This is a genomic window from Agrobacterium tumefaciens, assembly GCA_025559845.1.
GTDB lineage: Bacteria > Pseudomonadota > Alphaproteobacteria > Rhizobiales > Rhizobiaceae > Agrobacterium.
In genome coordinates this window covers 1890400-1909952 of the sequence record CP048470.1, presented here as the reverse complement: position 1 = coordinate 1909952, position 19553 = coordinate 1890400, and the positions used below count along the sequence as shown (strand labels likewise).

Here is a 19553-nt window from a genome sequence, read left to right as displayed (position 1 = left end):
ACATTGGGCAGAGTTTTGCCCACCTGGCATGTTCTGTCGTTTGACCCTGCTTCTACGAGCCGATAGACGAGGATTATCCCGTTCACCGGCAGCAGCGATATAGCGGCCGGACGGAAAACCTTTATGCGAGGCCAGCATGACCGATCTTTTCGATGCAGCACCCCGTCCCGGTTCCATGCCGCTCGCCGCTGAATTGCGCCCCGCGACGCTTGACGATGTCATAGGTCAGGAAAAGGTTCTCGGTGAAGGGACGATGCTTCGTCGCCGCATTGCGGCAGGCCGGCTTGGCAGCATCATTCTCTACGGGCCGCCCGGCCTCGGAAAGACCTCCATTGCCCGCGCCATCGGCAACATGCTCGGAAAGAATTTCAGGCCATTGCATGCGGCACACAACAACGTTGCCGACATCCGCAAAATAGCGGACGAGGCTCGGATGCGCCCGACATTGCTGTTTGCCGACGAGGTGCATCGCTTCAGCGCAACGCAGCAGGATCATCTCCTGGCACTGTGCGAGGAAGGGGTCGCTGATTTCATCGGAGCGACAACCGGCAACCCCTATCATACGCTGACGCCCGCTCTCATCTCCCGTTCCACCATCCTGAAGCTGGAGCCCTTGGCGATCGAGGAGATGGAGGAAGTCTTGCGCCGTGGCCTTGATCATCTCGAAGGTCAGGGCATCACGGTGCAGCTCGCACCAGCACTCCTTCGGCGGATCGCCGGGCGCTCAGGAGGTGATGCGCGACGCGCTCTCACCGTCCTGGAAGGACTTGTCGTTGGCCATCCTTCGGGTAAAGCGGTTCTCATCACGGAAACAATGGTCGACGAGGCTTACGCGGCAGCGCCTGTCAACCACGACCGTTCCGGTGATGCGCACTACGATGTCGTCTCGGCCTTCGTGAAGTCCATGCGTGGCTCCGATCCGGATGCGACACTTTACTGGCTGGCACGACTGGTTCATGGCGGAGAAGACCCACGTTACATCGCGCGCCGTATCATGATCCATGCCTCGGAAGATGTGGGCCTCGCCGACAATACGGCACTTCAAACCGCTGTTGCAGCTCTCCATGCCGTCGAGAAAATCGGCTATCCCGAAGCACAGATCGTGTTGGCGCATGCCGCACTCCACGTGGCGCGCGCACCGAAATCGAATTCGGCTTGCCGGGGTATTTCGCTGGCACTCGCCCATGTGGCCAATGAAGCACCGTCAGCAGTGCCTATGCATCTGCGAGACGCGCACTATAAGGGTGCTGCCGCACTCGGCCATGTCGGATATGCCTTCCCGCACGACGATCTGCGCGGCTGGAGTGATCAGGACTATGCCCCGGACGTGCCGCGCGGCGCCTTCTATCAAAGCGATGCACGCGATGCCGCAACTTTCGAACGGAGAGCGGACCAACACTGGGATCAGGTAACCGGTCACGCCACCCCGCGCCGTTTCGAAGACAAACGCTGATTACCAGCCGCAAGCCGTCCGAGAGATGAATGCCTTCGACTTTCGATTCTCAGGGACGAATGTTGTCCTGATTTGCAACGATGGAGCTGGTTTTGCATTGGAGGCGAAGCTGCTCGTTATTCTTCGTGTCATTGCTGAAGGCATCCAGAGACTTGTAGACGCGGATTTCGGCTTCACGGATCTTTCCGTCAAGCTTCTTATCTTCTGTCACGAAGAACGAATAAACGTAGTTCTTGTTTGCCAAGCCGACGCCCATTGCGAGGTCGGTCGGATGACCTGATACAGTGTCTTTCGTCGAAAAATAGTAGCCATCCGCTTCAAAATAGAGCTCGGCCGGCTTCGTTCCGACCACGTAAGTATAATAATGGCTTTTGAGGCTCTTATGGCTTTCAGGATCGGCGATTTCGCAGAACTCCGCACGCGCACTCGATCCCGCTATGTCGCAGGCAAACAATGTCTGCCACGGCGGCAGGCAGTTGGCCTTGGCAGCAAACGGGAAAAGAGCCAGGGCAACAGCGAGCAATCGACGTTTCATAATCGGTCCTTTAATTCACTTATGTTGATGGTCCACGGACAAGCGTTGCAGACAACTATGTCCACGCGTAACGGACGATATGGAAAAATACGGGCGCGGCAAAAACCAGGCTGTCCGCCCTGTCCAGCATGCCGCCATGGCCTTCAATCATGTGGCCCCAGTCCTTGACACCCCGGTCACGTTTGATGGCAGAGGCGACGAGCCCTCCGAAAAAGCCCATGACGCAAGAGAGCGCGGCCAAAACGCCGGCTTCGACGGGCGAAAAAGGTGTCAACCAATAGAGGCCCGCACCCATCAGCGACGCACTGGCGATACCACCGATCAGACCTTCCCAGGTCTTGGACGGTGAGACACCCGGAGCGACTTTGTGACGGCCAAAAAGTTTGCCGAAGATGTATTGCAGTACGTCGCTACCCTGCACTGTCGCAATCAGGAAGGCGATCAACAGCAGGCCGCGTCCCTCATTGCCGGGAATGGGCAGGGTCACCAGGGCCGGCACATGGCTGATGCAGTAGACCGCAAGCACGATACCCCATTGCTGCTCGCTGACACGCTCGAGAAACCGGGAGGTATCGCCGCGCATAGCCGTGAGCGCAGGCATGGCAAGGAAACAGTAAACCGGAATGAAGATCGAATAGAGCCCGTACCAGTCGATCCAGATCAGATAATATTGAACCGGAATGATGATCAGGAACATGCCGAGCAGTGTCCAGCGGTCGGCATGGCGGGTATTGGTCAGCGTTACATATTCCCGCAAGGCAGCGAAGGAAACAAAGGCAAAAAGTAGCAAAACACCGCCTGTGCCCATCAGGAAGGCGAAGCTGATGCCCGCCACCATGATCCACCATGCCTTGATGCGTGCATTGAGATTGACCAGTGTCGACGGCAAGGGTTTGGGGCTTCGCCATGACAGCACACCGGCAATGACACTCGCCGTCAACAAGATACCGACAAGCCCGAAAAAGAGGCGCGTAGTGTCTTCGGTCATCGGCTGTTTCCATCCTTTCGGGGTGCAAGCGCAAGAAGCGACTGCCGGGCGCGATCAAGAAAATCCTTGCGGTCCTCGCCCTCTTGAAGCGTCACAGGCGCACCAAAAACCACCCGGCACAGGAGTGGTATCGGCAATAGAGAGCCCTTGGGTAAAACGCGGGACATATTCTCGATCCAGCAGGGAACGAGTTCGACATCCGGTCGGGCCGCGGCGAGGTTATAGAGGCCGGAACGAAACCGGAGCAACGGTTCCTCCGTCATGTTGCGCGTGCCTTCGGGAAAGAAGATCAGCGATTGACCGGAATCGAGCGCGCCAAGCATGACCTGCATCGGATCGGCCGTACGCTCTACCCAATTGCGCTCGACAAGAACCGTTTGCAGCAGCCTGCGGGAAATGAATTGGCGGACACGGCCAGATCCCCAATAATCCGCCCCGGCGACGGCCGCCGTCCGGCTGCGCTCAGCCGGGATCAGGCACGTCGAGACAAGAATGAAATCGCCGTGGCTTGCGTGATTGGCGTAGTAGATCCGCTGGCGTCCATTCGGTGGCGATCCGGCCCAAATAGGCCGCACACCCGTCACCCCCCGAGCAAGGACGGCGAGTACGGAACCGGAAACGATCTGAAGCAGAGAGGCGTGGCCCATCAAGGTCGTCCTCCATCCATCGCATCAAGCAGAAGAACTGCGTAGAGCAGGATGCCAATGGAAAGGGCCGACCATTGCAGGAGAACAAGCCGACGGCATCCGGACACACGTTGAGACAGGGGCGCCGGAACCGTTGGTTTTGGTCGAAGTCCCATGCGTGCCAGCACATCGTCAATCGCCATCAGACCAACCTCTTCACTGTCGTATGATGCAGCCATTCGAAACAGCAATGCGTCAAACAGGAGGTGAGCAGCGAGCGCGAGAGGAACAAGGCAGAACGCAAGCAGCAACCACCATCCCAGTGCGGCCGTAAACCCGTATGCGCCGGCTGTTACTGGGGCGACAGCCAGAAGAAAAAGCGCCAGAAGCCCCCCGCCTATGCCGTTTCGCCGCAGGTTCCGGGCCACTCCTGCCGCTTCTGTTGTCCAATCCTTCATCGCGCCGCCTCATCAATCGCCGCAAAGATCGTCGACTTCAGGTGAACCGGTCGGCCAAGCGCCTTGAGCTGTACGGCCGCCGCAGCCGCGTCGGCCGCACGCCCGGAACGCACAAGCCAGCAAGCGGCGACAGCGGCACTCCGCTGAAAGCCGAGTGCGCAGCAAATCAGAACCCGCCCGCGCACACGACCGTCATCGATCGCGAGCGCTCCCTCGCGAATACTTGCTCCAGTAAGTGGCATCAGGTCCAGCGACGGGATCGCGCGCCAATCAATGCGCTCTTCGCCAGGCGCCAGAAATTCCGCAGTCATGTCGACCACTGCGGTATAGGGGGCGAGCTCACCCCGGTTCGGAACACGTCCGAGAAAAACGCCACCACCGATGTCGATCGCGGCCGGAAGGCTCCGTGTCCACCACCAGCGGTTTACCCGTGCACCAAATCGATAGGGCCAGAGCAACCAAAGGCTTGCAAGGCTCGCAGTCCCGTCCTGCTGCTTCTGGAATATCTGCGGCCCTGCGCCAGCGTAACCGATCGCAACGAGCAGAAAAGCCAGGCTCGGCCAGAGCCACAAAAGCCCTGCACCGTTGCTAGTCACCGAGATGACAGCAAACAGCAGGAAAGCCCCGGCGACAACACCATAGGCGAACGCCAGCCGCCGTGCCTTTCGGTCGGTCGTGAGGGTAAAGCCCGAAAGCGGCGACGCGTTAGCGACAGGGAAAAGCCAAAGCGCAAACAGTCCAAGCAGCGCACCGGTGGGAATGTCGATAATGTGATGTTGCCAGGTGGTAAGCACCGATATCCCGATCAGCAGGCTCCACGCATGCCAGGTCGCCCGCCAAACGCCCGTCAGCCGCCTGCGCCAATGATCCCAGATGATCACCAGCAGGGCGATGTGCAGCGAAGGCGCCTGGTTGAACGGCTTGTCGAAACCACCAAGGACATCGAACATGAAACCCGGAAGACCATGAGTTTCCGGTCGAACGGAAATGGCCTGCAGGGGAAATGCGAGGAAGCAAGCGATGGCGATGATCTGCGCCGTCAGATAACGGCGCACCAGGCGGGTCACATCGTCCGACGTCTCGTTGACAAAGAGAGACAGCGCATAAAAGGCGTTGATCGACCAATAGGGAATGATCGTCCAGGCAAAGAATGGAATGTTCTTTTCCCAGGCGAAAGCAAGGTTAGGAACATGCTCTCTCAGCGATGCCAGCCAGTTTGCCACGCCATAGGTGAGATAGAAGAAAGGTGCGAGAAACAGGAGCCAGAGCACGGCCGCTCGAACGACAGCGCCTCGCGTGCCCGCCGGAACGGATGTCATTCCCTCCCCCATGTTTACCTCAGATGCGTTCCGCCAGCGACACGGTGAAGATGCCCCACTTGTCGATGCGCTGTTCGATCTTACGGAAGCCCGCAGCGGCGACAAGCTGGTCCATTTCCTGCTGAGTGCGCCGACGCATGATCCAGGCTTCGCCGCCACGGTGAGAAGTCAGCGCCCGGGCGATCATCTCGAGTTGCGGATGCCAGGGCTGGCCGGTGTAGATTAGCAGTGAGCCTGGCTCCAATCCTTGGGCAAGCCCGCGAAGGGACGCCTCGATCATGGCGTTATCGGGAAAAAGCTCATAGAGCCCAGAGACGACGGCGAGCGTCGGCCTTGGCTCGACCGACGCCAATCCGGCTGTATCGAAAGCATCGGCGCGTTGAAACGTCGCGATATCCTTCAGGCCGCGCTCAGCGATCAGTGCGTTACCTTTGTCGACATTGATCGGCGAATAATCCTGCAATCGGATGTTCTCCGGCCTCACATCCGATTTTGCTACGGCATCAAGAATATAGCGCCCATGACCGGCGGCAATGTCGAGAACACGCAATGGCTTGCCTGCAGCGCGGAGACGGCCAAATGCCACGCCGATCAGGTCCTCCAGATGTATTTTTCGCTGCCGAATACCGCGCCAGCCGATCGCATCGAGAAACTGGCGGTCGATCAGCCGACCGCCAGGACCAAGCCCGCGGGCGTCGTCTTCATAAACATAATCAAGTGTCGAGCCGGAATCGAAGCCCGTTCGCACGCCCGTCCGGATGCCGTTGGAAAAGAGACCGCCAAACCGGATAGAGGCCCGCGTCAGAGCCCAATAGACCCCACGTGGCGAGGTGATCGACAACGGCGTTGCCAAGCGGTCGGCTTCGTCACGGCTATAACCGGCAACATGCGCTTGCCTGAGATCGGCGACAACTGGAGACTCGTCGAAACGTGCTGCGATGAATGCACGGACTTTGTCCAATGCCTTTGCCCGATCCCGCTCGCCCAGCGTATCGTGATAAAAACCAGGCAGCACGTGGCGTTCCTTGATCGTACTTCCGAGGTTTTCGAAGAAACGATGTTGAGGCTGATGTCGCACGACGAAATCGCTGCCGGAAATCAGCAACTGTGTCGGCACGGTGATCGCCCGGGCATCCGCGACAACCCTGTCGGCGGCCTCGTAGAGTTCCAGAAGGATGTTGGACGCAATGGGCCGGGTGATGAGCGGATCACTCTCGAACGACGCAATGCGCTCGGGATCATGTGTCAGGAAACGCGCCTTGACGTAAGAATTGACGAAAAAAGTGCCCTTGAGCTTTTGCCAGAGGGCAATGCCCTCCTTGGCGAAGGGCACATAAAGCTTGACGTCAAAAGCCGGAGAGGCCAGCACCAAAGCGCGGATGTCCGGAGCGTAATCATGCACCCAGGTTGCGGCAAGCACGGCACCGACACTCTGAGCCACCACTGCAACCTGGTCCATGGCGAAACCACCGGTCTCGCGAATATGGCGGACGAAGCAATCGAGATCGCGCACCGAATGTGCAAATGACGGTGAGTAGCCGCGTTCGCCGGGAGAACGACCGTTTCCGCGTGCATCCCAGGCGTAGAAGGCGAAATCATCGAGGCCGAGTTCTTCCGCGATATGCGCGACCCTGCCGCCGTGCTCGTGACCACGATGCAGAAGCACGATCGCACCCTTCGCTGTGCCGGATCGGGCCGGCCAGGTACGGTAGAAAAGTTCCACACCGTCATGGCTCGCAAACACGGATTCGATCATGCCATTGTCACTCCCATTGACTTGCGTTGTACTCTATACAGACGAGTTCCCACCTTTGCAGTTGATTTCCTCAACTTGCGTCTGCATTTGTGAAAGCAATCAACCGGATTCGAACTGACATGTCGATCTACAAACTGAAATCGTCTTTCCAGGCCCTCTTGCGCCCGATGGTTGGACGACTGGCCGCAATCGGAGTGACCGCCAATCAGGTGACGCTGGCTGCGGCATTCATTTCGATCGCGATTGGAGCCTTGCTGATCGTCCAGCCCGAACCGGGGCTATTTGCACTTGTACCACTCTGGATGTTTTTGCGCATGGCGTTCAACGCCGTCGATGGAATGCTCGCGCGTGAGCATGGCCAGCAATCTGCACTTGGCGGTTATCTGAACGAAATAACCGATGTGGTCTCGGATGCTGCACTCTACATACCCTTCGCCTTGGTTGCCCCGTTTTCACTGCCATGGATTGCCATCATTATCTTCCTGGCGACGCTGACGGAATTTGCCGGCGTCCTTGGCATTGCACATGGCAAGGGCCGCAACTACGAAGGACCGATGGGCAAAAGCGACCGCGCCGCCCTTTTCGGCGCCCTTGGTGCTCTCGTTGCAATGTTCGATACCCTGCCCGACTGGACGTGGCATCTGCAGCCTATGGCATGCGTCCTGTTGATCTGGACAGTCGTCAACCGTGTGCGGATGGGCCTACGCGATCCGGACTGATCAGTCCGACATCGCGGACCTCAAGCATCGCGGCAGCAGCTTCAAATTCAGTCAAGCTCCGCAAGATCGGCAATCGAGAACCGGTCGAGATAGGTCCAAGCAGCGCGATCGGCGCCTGCGATGATCTTGTGGAAATCCAGCACGCCGTCCTGAGGCAAGCTGTCTTCATCGGGTTGCCGCGACGCTGCAGTCTGTAACTGAAAACGTGATAAAATATCCCCGAGCAGTATGTTTCCCGCCGGTCGGGAAAGGTCCAGTCCGCCGTTGCGGCCACGCTTCGTTTCCAGAAAACCCTCTGTAACGAGTTTCAAAGCAACTTGCGCGGCAAACTCTTTCGAGGTGTTTGCAGCGTCTGCTGCTTCAGCTGTTTTAACGCGACCGCCATTCGACCGTGCACAGGCGATCAGGATAAAAATCGCCACCACTGTCTCACGCTTCAAATGCATGTGGTCTTTTCTCTCTGACCCTGAATGCGTTGTGTCGGAATCATTTCTTTCTACCGAATGGCAGGCTCTGCAACCGGTCGGTCCTCACCTGCGTCCCTCGCGCACGAGCAGCCAGAGGAAATAGATGCCGCCGATGCTGACGGTCATGACGCCGACCGGCAGCTGAACCCCGAAGGCGTGCTGGGCAGCCCAGTCGGCCGAAAGCAGAAGCAGTGCTCCCATCAGCGCCGATGGCGCAAGTGCCGTCCCGGCCGAGCGTGTCAGCCGGCGGGCGATCTGCGGTGCGGCAAGTGCGATGAAGGAGATCGGTCCGGCCGCAGCCGTGACGGTTGCCGTCAACGCCACCCCCAGCACCATCATCAACAACCGGGTCCGGTTGACATTGATCCCCGAGGCACGCGCCATGTCATCACCCATCTCCATCTGCCTGAGAGCGCGGGAGAGCAGGCTGACCATCGGGATGATCACGGCAAGGACGACGGTGGCCGGAAGCAATTGCTCGATGCCAAGACCGTTGAGAGACCCTGCCCCCCAGACCGCAGCCGACATCGCTACCTGCAGATCCGCCTCACGGATCATCCAGGCATTGAAGGCTGAGAGCATGGCGGCAACACCGATCCCGACAATGATCAGCCGAAAGCCCTGAACGCCACGACGCCAGGCGAGCAGATAGACTGCCGATGCCGTGACAATGCCGCCGATCAGGGCACCGGCGGCAATGGCATAATAACCGCCTGCCAATAGCAGGATCACCACCAGTGCACCGCTATAGGAACCGGCCGCAAAACCGATGATGTCGGGCGAGCCGAGCGGATTGCGGGTCAGCGACTGGAAGATCGCCCCGCTCATGCCGAGTGCTGCCCCAAGCAGAATGGCCATCGCCACCCGTGGCAACCGCCATTCGACCACGATCATCCGGATCATCTCCCGATCGGCATCGGTGGTGGCGGTGACGTTGGTGTTTGGATCACCATGGCCGAGCATTGCCTGCAGCGCATCGAAGACGCCGATCTCATAGGTTCCGCTGACCAGCGAGATCAGAGCGATCGTCAGGGTGAGCAACACCAGAACAATGGATACGGTCGCCAGGCGGGGATCGATGCGGAGCGAAAGGCGTTCGCCGAGCAGACGGATCACCGGCCGATAACCGTGATCTTGACGGTCATGGCTGCGGTTTCCATCGGCAGGATTTGCTGGAAACCCTGTCATAGACCGCTTGCCTTGCTGCGGCGGGCGAGCGCAATCAGCACCGGCGCCCCGACAAAGGCGGTGACAATGCCTGCCTCCAGTTCACCGGGGTAAAGCACAAGACGGCCGGCAATGTCGGCGCAAAGGAGCAGGATGGGCGCACCGATCATCGTCAGTCCAATGATCCAGCGCTGATCGGGTCCGCTCAGCCAGCGCACCACATGCGGCACCATCAGTCCGACAAAGGCAATCGGCCCTGCCGCAGCCGTGGCTGCCCCGGCCAGCAGTGTGACGGCGATCACCACCAGAATGCGGGCCCTGACGATATCGGCACCCAGCGTGCGAGCCAGATCATCGCCAAGCGCCACGGCATTGAGCGGCCGCGCGGCCAGAAGTCCAATCGCAAGTCCGCTCAGAATGAACGGGGCGACGGCGTTGACCACGCTGATGTCACGCCCGGCGACCGAGCCGATCGACCACATCCGCAATGCATCGAAGGCCTGTGGGTTCAACAGGGTGATCGATGAGCCGATACCGCCGAGCACGGCGGCAATGGCAACACCCGACAGCACCAGCCGCACCGGTGTCGCACCATCACGGCCGGTTGCCCCCAGCCCATAGACCAGCAGCGTCACCACAATTGCACCGGCAAAGGCGGCAAAGATATAGGCGTCGATCGACTGCCATCCGAATACCCCTACCGCAATCGTCACGAAGAAGGCGGCACCGGCATTGACGCCGAGGATGCCGGGATCAGCGAGCGGGTTGCGGGTAGCGGCCTGGATCAGCGCACCCGAGACACCGAAGGCGGCACCGCACAGCAGGCCAAGCAGCGTGCGCGGCAGACGATAATCATGAATGATAATGTGTTCTGCCAGACCGCTATCATAGGACCACAGCACATCGATCGCTGTCGCAATCGGGATCGGGCGTGCGCCGACCAGCAGGCTGGCAACAGAGACCGCAGCCAGCACGGCAAGACCGATGACCAGCGTACTCCAGCGGATTGCTCTTGCCGTGGCAAGACCGCCTGCCCTCGACATCCCCTGATCCGTGGCCGCGACGGCATTCCTCACACCCGCGCCTGCCCTTCGATCCAGTAGCCGATCGCATCGATGCGGTTCTTGTCGAAACCGAGCGCATCGCGGAAATGTTTGCGGCAATCGGAGACGGTCTTGGCCTCACCGGCGATATAGATATAGCCCGGACCTTCCGGCAGTTCCCTGATCTCGCCAGCAATGCGGGAAAGCTCAGTGTAACCGGTTCGCTCCGGCTTCGGTCCGTGGCAGGCGTGCCAATGGAAGGAAACCTCTGCGGCCGTTTCGATCTGCTGGCGATCGGCCTCGGATGGCACTTCGACATGCACGATTGTTCGCAACCCGGCCGGTAGCTCTTCCAGCACGCGGCCGACGGCGGGAAGCCCGGTAATGTCCGTCAGCATCAACAGCCATTCACTGCCCTTCGGCATCCAGAAGCGCCCCTCGGGATTGCAGATGCCGACCACGTCGCCAACCTTGGCATTGATTGCCCAGGTGGCTGCGACACCGCCCTCATGGACCACGAGGTCAATCGTCATCTCGCAACGCCCCGCATCCCAGCGGCGGATCGTATAAGGACGGTTCGGGCAATGCTTTGAACCGTCAGGCCGTCCCCATTTGCCGTTGTCCATCAGTACCGGCAGCGTGACCGGTGTCTCGGAGTTCGGCTGCAAAGCGAGGCGAACCCATTCGTCAGGGTGACCACTGGTGATCAGCCGCTCACCGCCAGCGACCCTGACGACAACGCGCATCATTGATGGCGACAGGCGGACGACCGATACTGTCTCGGCAAAAAAATAGTCCTCGACGTAGGGATCGTGGTGGTCATGGTCGTGGTCGGCGGCGCCGGAAAGTGCTTTTGCGTTGATCGTCATGTCATTGTCCGTCTGCACGTGCCGCCGCCTCTGCAAGGCGTGGCACAAATCGGGGGAAACCGTAGGGGATGGAAAGAACGCTGAGCGCCGATGTCGACCAGACATCAACAGGGTCCTCGAGCGCCACGTAGGAGCCGCGTTTGACGGCATCGAGCGTATTGAACATCGGTTGAGCCTCGGCCGCTGCACGTGCACCAGGGCCATACCACATGATGAGAATGTCTGCGTCGATGGAAGCAATGTCTTCTATCGGCACTGTGACTGACGTTTCCTCAGGTTTGCTCTTGGAAAGTCCTGTGACGCCTTTGGATGTTTGCATACCGAGTTCCATCAAGGCCGCGATGCGTGGGTCTCTTGGTAGGTACACCACGATCCCATTGCCGCCGGGAAAGAAGGTACCGAACGTGAAGGTCTTGTCTCGGAGTTCGGGATGCGCATTGCCAAGGTCACGCAGGTGTTCGTTTGTGCCCTCGATAAGCGATGCAGCCTCCTCGCTTTTACCGAGCGCTTCACCAATGATGGTCGTCTGCTCCCGCCAGTCTGCACTCCAGGGGCCACTGCGATAGACCACCGTGGGCGCTATTGAGGATAAACGCTTGTACGCCACCTCATCGATCCCCGAATACACGCCCACAATCAGGTCTGGCTTCAAAGCCGCGATCTTTTCGTAGTCGAAATCTCCGCTCAGCAGGGCGGGTGCCTCTCCGGTAAGCTTTTCCTCTACCCAGGGGAACACGCCATTCGGGAAAGCGCCATATCTCGTCATCGCAATCGGCGTCTTGCCGAGCGCTAGAACGACATCCTCGCCACTCCACCCAAGGGTTATAATACGCTTCGCTTCAACGGGAATTAGCGTTTTGGCCAATCTGTGATCAACCACTACCGGAAACGTCTGAGGTTCAGCGGCCTCGGACGATAACGGCGCTACCGCCAGATATGCACAGCAGATTATCAGGAGGCAAAGTGCCCGAAGCGGCTGGAGAGATAAGGTCATTTCTCAACGTCCCATTTGTTGTTTGGCTATGAGCGGGCGCAGCAAATGTAGCTCCACCCGCATTGGGGTTAGAACGTTGCTTTGGCAGTCAACAGGAAGTTGCGTGGCGCACCAAACGAGTTAGATCCTTCGAACCCACCGATGGATTCATAGTACTTGTTGTCGAACACGTTGTTGACATTCAGCTGAAGGTCAAAATTGTCGCTGACCTTGTAACCGATGACAAAATCGACAACTGCAAATGGCTTTTGCACCACCGGCGTTACGCCCAGCATTGGCGAAGTGTCCTTCAAGGAGACAGATGTCATTTCGCTCTGCCAGCGCACCGCTCCGCCGACGCGCCATTTTTCCCACTCACCAGGCAGGTGGTACATCGTTGAGAGCTTGAACTGATGTTGCGGAAGGAATGTATTGTAAAGATCCCCGGCAACGCCGGTGTTCGAATCCTTTGTGACTTCTGCGTGGGTATAAGTATAACCGGCCATGAGGTTCAATCGCGGCAGGATCTCCCCAGATACCTCCACATCGATACCCTTGCTTTCAACCTCACCGACAGCGCGATAGCATTCCCATCCGACGGAGCACGATGAACTTGTAAGAGATTCGGGGAGATTCTCCTGCAGCGTGTAGAACAGGGATACGCCTACATTCAGCCGCTCGTCAAAATAGGTTCCTTTGCCGCCAATTTCGTAATTGGTACCAGTGACAGGATCCAGCCCACCGCCGGACGCGCTGACGTAAGTCGATTGCGGTTTGAAGATGCTCGTGTAACTCGCGTACACCGAATAGGTGTCGTTTAGCTGATAAATCAGGCCAGCATACGGAGTAAAGTGGGCATTTTCCTTGTAGTTTTGCGAGGTTATCCAACCCGCGTCGTCGGTTTGCGTACTGAAGTCATACCAGTCGTAACGCCCCCCGGTGATGAGCTTCAGGTCATCTGTCAGCGAAAAGCGGCCGGTACCGTAGAGCGAGGTTTGCCTGACTTCCTGAGCTCTGGACCACTGGCCCCAGTAACCCAGAATGTCCGGGATGGCGAATGAAGTGGGATCCCACGTATAGGGATTGATTGTGGTCAGATCAAAGCCGCCGGTCGCGGTGTTGTAGGCAGAACCGACATCATACCAATCGCTCGTTCGATGACTCGCGCCGAAAACGAACTCATGTTCGCGACCGAACATTTCGACAGGTCCCGAAGCGTAGGCATCGATGCTGCGTTGATTTCGTTCATAATTATAAACGCCACCGCGTAATGCGTATGTCGTGTTCCCGTCTGCATCATATGTTGGCTCTTGAAGGAACGAGCCCCTCATGTCCATCGTTGTATTCAAAGCACGAGCGGCTAACTTCGCTGACCATCCGTTGTCGAACTCGTGGTCCAGTTCGACGAAACCGCTTACGCTCTCTTTGTCCCAGTAACTCCAGGTGGGCGAAAGGCGGTTTGAGCGAGATATGTCCAGAAACGTGCCATCTGGATTGGTGCCCAACCCATTCCAATCCGCGCCAGGATTGTCTTCACGATTATAGTACCCGCCAACACTCAGTGTGGTGCTGTCGCCGACATCAACTTCAACCGTTCCGTAATATAGCTGACGCTTGCTTTCGTAGTCGCGAATGAAGTTATTCTTGTCCTGAAGACCGGTGACAAAGCGACCACGAATGGTGCCGTCTTCGTTGATCGGACCGCCGACGTCCAGCTCGCCTCGATAGTTTGCCCAACTTCCGATGCTGGTCGTCACGGAGGTCTGGGCAGTGTCGGTTGGACGTTTACGAACAAAATTGAGCGTCCCCGATGGATCGCCTGTGCCGGTTACCAATCCGGTTGCTCCGCGCACAACCTCAACATGGTCGTACATCGACAAAGTACCATCGGTGAATGTATCCGGCTCATAGTTGACCGGGAGTCCATCCATCATGAAATTGTCGATCATGAAGCCGCGAGCGTAATATCGTTGGCGCTCACCGCCCCATTTGCGCAAACTCAAACCCGTCGAATTGCGAACGACGTCTTCCACCGTCGTCATCGCCTGGTCATTCATTTTCTGGCGTGTGATAACCGTAACCGCTTGTGGCGTTTCGTGAACTGCGAGGGGTATTTTCGTAGCTGCACTCATGGCACCAGTGGTATAGGATCCCGTCCCCTCCGTAACAGAGTTTCCAGCACCGACGACCGTGATTGCTTCGAGCATCGTGGTATCCGCACCACCCGCATTCGCACCTTGATCGGACGAACCAACGACGACCGTGGTCGCACTCGTAAATCGGTGAGGCAGACCAGAACCAGCCAGTAGCCTTTCTATCGCCACCTGCGGAGACAACCGCCCTGACACACCTGACGAAGAGATTGAACGAATGGTCGCCGCATTGACGGAAACCTGAATTCCGGCCTGTTGACCGAAAAGGGTCAACGCGTTTTGCAGCGATTGCGGCGGGATGTTGAACTGCTTTTCGACCGTTCTTGCCGATGTGCCTGCAGGCACCTCCTGTGCCATCGAAGCCGACGCCATGAAAAGCGTGCCGAGTGCCGTGCCAACGATCAATGCACCAGCGACCCCTGCCGATGCGACCTTCATTCTCTGCATTACCCCGAACCCTCTCGAATTAGACTTTGAGGGTTCGGCCATCAGCCAGTTTTGCCCTCTCGATTCCAAGGACGAAGCAGCCATGACAAATTTCAGAGAAAAATACTCATATTTTGAAAAAAGTCGAAACACCTACCAGCGCGACACGACAGCAACCCAGGGCGTGACTTCATGAACGCGTGCGCCATGCGCCTGAACGAGCGCATTCAGCGCCTCGACCGGCTGCCTGAGATTGTAGACGCCGGTGACCCTCAATGCGGCCAATTGCCGGTCGGTAGACAGGATTGTTCCTTTGTAGTGGCGCCGAATTTCGTCAATGACCTCGGTGACGGGGCGGTCTTTGACGACAAGCATACCCGTCCGCCATCCGCCAGCCAATTCGGGAGCGTCGTTACCCCTCTCGACCTTGCCATCCCATGTCACGTTGACCCAGTCACCGGCGGCGAGAGGTGTGTTCAGGTTCTCTGCCACCTCTTCGTTCGAAACGGCAACGCGCCCATGATTGACGGAAACATTGACGCCGGTCCCCGAACGTCGGACATTGAAGGCAGTCCCGAGAACTTTCGTTTCGATACTCCCGGTCTCGACCTTGAACGGTCTCGCAGGGTTAGGCGTCACATCAAAATAAGCTTCTCCAGTGAGGAGTGCGATGTTTCGGGATGTCGCGTCGAACGAAACCGATATGGCGCTGTCTGCCCCGAGATAGACCGTGCTACCATCCTCAAGCCGGATTTCGCGTGTCTGGGCTACACCGGTAGCATAATCTGCTGCGAGCCAGAGACTGACAGCCGGCTGCAACACGACAGCGAGACAGATAGCCATGGCGCCGGCAAGCCCTGCCAGAAGATGTCGGCCAGTTGAGCGATTTTTCCGCACTGTCGAGGCCGTTAAAGGTTTTTCCCTGTTTGGGCCGACAGCACCCAAGGTGTCCCAAACATGCCGGCATTCATCCCAGGCGTGGCGATTGTCGGCGCTTGCGGACAGCCAGGATTCAAAACGCGCTTTCAATGCGGCGTCATCTTCATCCTCTTGCAGGGCGATAAGCCAGTGCAGTGCCTCATCCGCGGCGCGGTCTTTTTCCTGCTGCATCCTAGTGGAACCGCCTCTGTCTGAGAGGTGCCGACCAGCCCCTCCTGTATACCCTTATTAACAAGACGAATGAGCCCGCGTTTTTTTCAGATATCATGTCAGCGCTCAATGCTTTCGAAACAGACGTTTGCGGCAATGATCAAGCCCCTCGTAGACAAGCGCATGGGCGAGCGCGACGGAAATCCCGAGTTCAGATGCGATCTCCTTCAGCTTCATACCCTCAAACCGATGCATCTCCAGGGCCTTCCGCGTCCGTTCGGGAAGCTCCGCCATTGCTTCGATAACGATGCGCAAGTCGTCTCGGTCTTCGACGATCTTGTCTTGACGGGGGCGGTCTTCAGCAACGGCTTCATAGTCCGCGCCGTCAACGAAGCGCACCTTCTCGACCGATGAGTGACGAACAATATCGATTGCAAGATTTCGGATGATGCGGCGAAGAAAGCCGATCGGCTCATCGAGTTTTTGCTCTTTTGCAGCAGAACGCAGGCGAATGAATGCCTCCTGCACCACATCCTCCCCGCGCGCCCGGTCTCCTACGATTTTGGCTGCATAGTCGACAAGCTCCGACCGGTGCTGGAGGAAGAGCTGCAAATTTTGGTCGATGTCATTCAACGCGGCAGCCTTGACGATCCGGACAGCATTTATTGACTTTTAAAGTCATGTTTCGCGTCCTAGTCGACTTTCTCGCCATTGGCAACACGAGGTATTTTCACCGGTGGTTTTTGCGTAAAGCGCAAAGCAGATTCACAGGATGGATTTTCCTCAAACCTCTTGGTTTATAGCAAAGCTTGCCACGACCTTCAGCGCACATGCGCGATAACTATTAATCTATAGATTTAGTATATTGGATGGGTACATGGCTCTCAAACTCTCTCGTCGCACCGCCCTTAAAATCGGCGCTGGTGCCGCTCTCGCATCACCCTTCGGCGTCAGTTTTGCTTCGGCACAATCGTCTCAGGACTTCCCCGCCGAACTGCGGCTGGATTGGGGTTTTTATTCGTCCCACACGCTTCTCATCAAGAACAAGGGTTGGCTGGAAGAGGCTTTCAAGGACGTCGGCACCAAGATTACATGGGTGCAATCGCGTGGCAGCAATAACTCGCTGGAGTTCCTGAAAGTCGGCTCGACAGATTTTGCCGGGTCCGCCGCCCTTTCCGCCTTTCTGTCACGCGCCAACGGCGTGCCGCTGAAGGTCATTTATGTCGCAAGCTGGGGTGGCTCTTCGATCATCCAGGTGAAGCCGGATTCCCCGTTGCAGTCGGTTGCCGATCTCAAGGGCAAGACAATCGCGGTAACAAAGGGAACCGCACCCTATTTCACACTGGTGCGCGCATTGGCAAAATCCAACCTGACGATCAACGATCTCAAGGTCGTCAACCTGCAACATCCTGAAGGCTTTGCGGCACTCCAGCAGGGACAGGTCGATGCCTGGGTTGGTATTGATCCGCAGACGGCGCAGGCTGAAATTGCAGGCGATCGCGCAATCTTCAGCGATAAAAGCTGGCGTGAAGGCAGCGTCTTCAGCGTCTCGGAAGAATTCCTCGGTAAATATCCGAAAGCTGTCGAACGCGTACTTGGCGTTTGGGTCGAGACGCAGAAATGGATACGCGAGAACAAGGAGGAATTCATTTCCTTCGTCACGCAGCAGACCGGCAGTGATCCACAGGTCACGAAACTGACGGTAGACCGCCGCGACTGGTCTGATCCGGTCCCCGGTGATGAGCTGCTGGCCTCTATCAAAACAGCGACACCATTGCTCGGTTCCGAGGTTCTTCGCCCAGGCACCAATGTCGATGACGTCCTTGGACAGCTTCTTGATCCGGCACCGGCCAAGAAAGTTCTCGGAGCATGACATTCTCGACCCAGGAATTCAGGGGCGAGGCAAGAAACGAGGCGACAAAAGCGCAATCGTCGGGTCCTCTTTCCCGCTTTGGCAAAAAGCTGCTGTCTCTCGACCTGCGTGGAGCGATCGTGCCTGTTGGCGCGCTCGTTCTGCTCGAGCTCTTTGTAAGAATGGGTTGGGTAAGCCCCTATGTGCTGCCGCCCCCGTCAGATCTCTATACGACCTTCCTGTATCTCGCGGAGGGGCCGCTTTGGACCAACATTGCCGCCAGCGCCTTGCGTGTTTTGATCGGTTTTACTGTGGGCTCACTTCTCGCAATCGTCGTGGGATCGGTGGTGGGACTGTGGTATTCGGCGGAACGGTATCTCGAGCCCAGCTTCCAGGCTCTGCGCGCCGTCCCCAGCCTCGCCTGGGTGCCGCTGCTGATGATCTGGTTCGGTATTGGCGAAACCTCGAAGATCGTCCTGATCGCCAAAAGCGCTTTCTTTCCTGTTTATCTCAGCCTGTTCTCCGGCATCCGCAATGTAGACCGCAAGCTCGTGGAGGTCGGGGAAATGTATCGGCAGCCTCTGCCGGTTCTTGTTTGGCGCATTCTCATTCCCGCATCGCTTCCACATCTCTTCACCGGTCTGCGTTACGGTCTGTCCCTTGCCTGGCTGAGTGTCGTGGCTGCGGAACTGCTCGCCGCCTCCGAAGGCATCGGTTACATGCTCTCGGATGGGCGCGAGCTTTCGCGCCCGGATCTCGTATTGATCGCCATCATCTGTCTGGCCGTGCTTGGCAAAATTTCTGACAGCCTCTTCAAGCTGATCGAGGATCGCTGCCTTTCCTGGCGCGACAGCTATTCGACGTCGATCGGAGGGCGCCCGGCATGAGCCTTCTCGATATCGATGTCCGGGAAAAAGCATTCGGCAAGACCGTCGTGCTGCACGACATTAAATTGAGCCTCGACAACGGCGAGGCTGCGGTGCTGCTGGGTCCGAGTGGCTGCGGAAAAAGCACCCTTCTGCGCATTGCTGCCGGTCTCGACAAACGCTTTTCAGGTCATGTTTCAGTCAGGACTGGTCAGGCTGGCGATAGCTCTTCAGGACCACCTGTTGCCTTCGTGTTTCAGGAGCCGCGACTGATGCCGTGGCTCACCGTGGCACAAAACATTGGTTATGCAGACGGATCGCGTTACGATCGCGCCCGTGTCACTCGCTTGATCGATGATGTCGGTTTGACCGGCCATAGTGAAACCTTGCCAAAGGCACTGTCCGGCGGCATGGCGCAGCGTGTGGCAATCGCCCGGGCGCTCTATACCGAACCGCGTATCCTGCTTCTCGACGAACCTTTCAGCGCCGTCGACGCCTTCACCCGCATGAAACTGCAGGACCTCGTGCTGAAGCTCGTGGAAAAGCGGGGTATTTCCTTCCTGCTGGTGACGCATGACATCGACGAGGCGCTCTATCTCGGCGACCGGATCTACATGATGGGTGCGCGTGACGGTGGCATCCAGCATGATCTGGCAGTTGACGTCGCTCGCCCCCGTGACCGGCGCGCAGCCCGGCTGGCCGAACTCAAAAGCGACGTTCTGACAGCACTTCAGGCAGCCCACGTCATTTGAGCGGGCGGAATTTGCCCGCCAATTTCCCTTCATTCAGCAGAT

Annotated in this window: 19 protein-coding genes; 5 read left to right on the top strand and 14 right to left on the bottom strand. The window is 57.9% G+C overall.

Annotated features, from left to right (window positions below):
• Nucleotides 1-136: 136 nt before the first annotated feature.
• Nucleotides 137-1453 carry a replication-associated recombination protein A gene (locus FY156_25125; protein ID UXS04734.1) on the top strand — a complete coding sequence of 439 codons (1317 nt, stop codon included), beginning with the start codon at nucleotides 137-139 and terminating at the stop codon, nucleotides 1451-1453.
• Between the two features lie 49 nt (nucleotides 1454-1502).
• Here the strand turns inward: FY156_25125 and FY156_25120 are convergent, their stop codons facing one another.
• Genes FY156_25120 through FY156_25095 form a run of 6 tightly spaced genes read right to left on the bottom strand, consistent with a single transcriptional unit; the run spans nucleotide 1503 to nucleotide 7135 of the window.
• Nucleotides 1503-1988: a hypothetical protein gene (locus FY156_25120; GenBank protein UXS04733.1), complete on the bottom strand. Its 486-nt coding sequence runs from the start codon at nucleotides 1986-1988 to the stop codon at nucleotides 1503-1505.
• A 55-nt stretch (nucleotides 1989-2043) separates the two neighbouring features.
• The gene (locus FY156_25115; protein UXS04732.1) at nucleotides 2044-2976 is read right to left on the bottom strand and encodes a phosphatidate cytidylyltransferase; all 933 of its coding nucleotides are present in this window, start codon (nucleotides 2974-2976) and stop codon (nucleotides 2044-2046) included.
• Nucleotides 2973-3623 (bottom strand): 1-acyl-sn-glycerol-3-phosphate acyltransferase, encoded by a 651-nt coding sequence (locus FY156_25110; protein UXS04731.1) that lies wholly within the window; start codon nucleotides 3621-3623, stop codon nucleotides 2973-2975. The genes FY156_25115 and FY156_25110 overlap by 4 nt, the downstream gene beginning before the upstream one ends.
• Nucleotides 3623-4060: a hypothetical protein gene (locus FY156_25105; protein UXS04730.1), complete on the bottom strand. Its 438-nt coding sequence runs from the start codon at nucleotides 4058-4060 to the stop codon at nucleotides 3623-3625. Before FY156_25105 ends, FY156_25110 begins: the two co-directional genes overlap by 1 nt.
• Nucleotides 4057-5379: a phosphatase PAP2/dual specificity phosphatase family protein gene (locus tag FY156_25100; protein ID UXS04729.1), complete on the bottom strand. Its 1323-nt coding sequence runs from the start codon at nucleotides 5377-5379 to the stop codon at nucleotides 4057-4059. The genes FY156_25105 and FY156_25100 overlap by 4 nt, the downstream gene beginning before the upstream one ends.
• A gap of 19 nt (nucleotides 5380-5398) precedes the next feature.
• Nucleotides 5399-7135 carry a bifunctional alpha/beta hydrolase/class I SAM-dependent methyltransferase gene (locus FY156_25095; GenBank protein ID UXS04728.1) on the bottom strand — a complete coding sequence of 579 codons (1737 nt, stop codon included), beginning with the start codon at nucleotides 7133-7135 and terminating at the stop codon, nucleotides 5399-5401.
• 119 nt (nucleotides 7136-7254) lie between these two features.
• Here FY156_25095 and FY156_25090 point away from each other — a divergent pair, with 119 nt between their 5' ends.
• A complete protein-coding gene (locus FY156_25090; protein ID UXS04727.1) occupies nucleotides 7255-7854 on the top strand; it encodes a CDP-alcohol phosphatidyltransferase family protein in 600 nt (199 codons plus the stop codon).
• A 47-nt stretch (nucleotides 7855-7901) separates the two neighbouring features.
• On the opposite strand, the gene FY156_25085 is transcribed toward FY156_25090, so the two are convergent.
• The 8 genes from FY156_25085 to FY156_25050 all read right to left on the bottom strand — a co-directional run bounded on the left by FY156_25085 (nucleotide 7902) and on the right by FY156_25050 (nucleotide 16665).
• Nucleotides 7902-8300: an Rrf2 family transcriptional regulator gene (locus tag FY156_25085; GenBank protein UXS04726.1), complete on the bottom strand. Its 399-nt coding sequence runs from the start codon at nucleotides 8298-8300 to the stop codon at nucleotides 7902-7904.
• An 84-nt stretch (nucleotides 8301-8384) separates the two neighbouring features.
• Nucleotides 8385-9509, bottom strand: coding sequence for an iron chelate uptake ABC transporter family permease subunit (locus tag FY156_25080; GenBank protein ID UXS04725.1), 1125 nt, complete (start codon nucleotides 9507-9509; stop codon nucleotides 8385-8387).
• Nucleotides 9506-10531, bottom strand: coding sequence for an iron chelate uptake ABC transporter family permease subunit (locus FY156_25075; GenBank protein ID UXS04724.1), 1026 nt, complete (start codon nucleotides 10529-10531; stop codon nucleotides 9506-9508). Before FY156_25075 ends, FY156_25080 begins: the two co-directional genes overlap by 4 nt.
• Nucleotides 10532-10560: 29 nt before the next feature.
• Nucleotides 10561-11400: a siderophore-interacting protein gene (locus tag FY156_25070; GenBank protein ID UXS04723.1), complete on the bottom strand. Its 840-nt coding sequence runs from the start codon at nucleotides 11398-11400 to the stop codon at nucleotides 10561-10563.
• A 1-nt stretch (nucleotide 11401) separates the two neighbouring features.
• Complete coding sequence (locus FY156_25065; protein ID UXS04722.1) at nucleotides 11402-12394, bottom strand: iron-siderophore ABC transporter substrate-binding protein; 993 nt, start codon at nucleotides 12392-12394, stop codon at nucleotides 11402-11404.
• A 68-nt stretch (nucleotides 12395-12462) separates the two neighbouring features.
• Complete coding sequence (locus tag FY156_25060) at nucleotides 12463-14964, bottom strand: TonB-dependent siderophore receptor (protein ID UXS04721.1); 2502 nt, start codon at nucleotides 14962-14964, stop codon at nucleotides 12463-12465.
• A gap of 141 nt (nucleotides 14965-15105) precedes the next feature.
• A complete protein-coding gene (locus FY156_25055; GenBank protein ID UXS04720.1) occupies nucleotides 15106-16062 on the bottom strand; it encodes a FecR family protein in 957 nt (318 codons plus the stop codon).
• Between the two features lie 105 nt (nucleotides 16063-16167).
• On the bottom strand, nucleotides 16168-16665 hold the full coding sequence (locus FY156_25050; GenBank protein UXS05243.1) for a sigma-70 family RNA polymerase sigma factor: 498 nt from the start codon (nucleotides 16663-16665) through the stop codon (nucleotides 16168-16170).
• A 253-nt stretch (nucleotides 16666-16918) separates the two neighbouring features.
• On the opposite strand from FY156_25050, the gene FY156_25045 reads away from it, so the two are divergent.
• Genes FY156_25045 through FY156_25035 form a run of 3 tightly spaced genes read left to right on the top strand, consistent with a single transcriptional unit; the run spans nucleotide 16919 to nucleotide 19511 of the window.
• The gene (locus tag FY156_25045) at nucleotides 16919-17914 is read left to right on the top strand and encodes an aliphatic sulfonate ABC transporter substrate-binding protein (GenBank protein UXS04719.1); all 996 of its coding nucleotides are present in this window, start codon (nucleotides 16919-16921) and stop codon (nucleotides 17912-17914) included.
• Nucleotides 17911-18780 carry an ABC transporter permease gene (locus tag FY156_25040; GenBank protein ID UXS04718.1) on the top strand — a complete coding sequence of 290 codons (870 nt, stop codon included), beginning with the start codon at nucleotides 17911-17913 and terminating at the stop codon, nucleotides 18778-18780. Before FY156_25045 ends, FY156_25040 begins: the two co-directional genes overlap by 4 nt.
• Nucleotides 18777-19511 carry an ABC transporter ATP-binding protein gene (locus tag FY156_25035; GenBank protein UXS04717.1) on the top strand — a complete coding sequence of 245 codons (735 nt, stop codon included), beginning with the start codon at nucleotides 18777-18779 and terminating at the stop codon, nucleotides 19509-19511. The genes FY156_25040 and FY156_25035 overlap by 4 nt, the downstream gene beginning before the upstream one ends.
• Nucleotides 19512-19553: the final 42 nt, after the last annotated feature.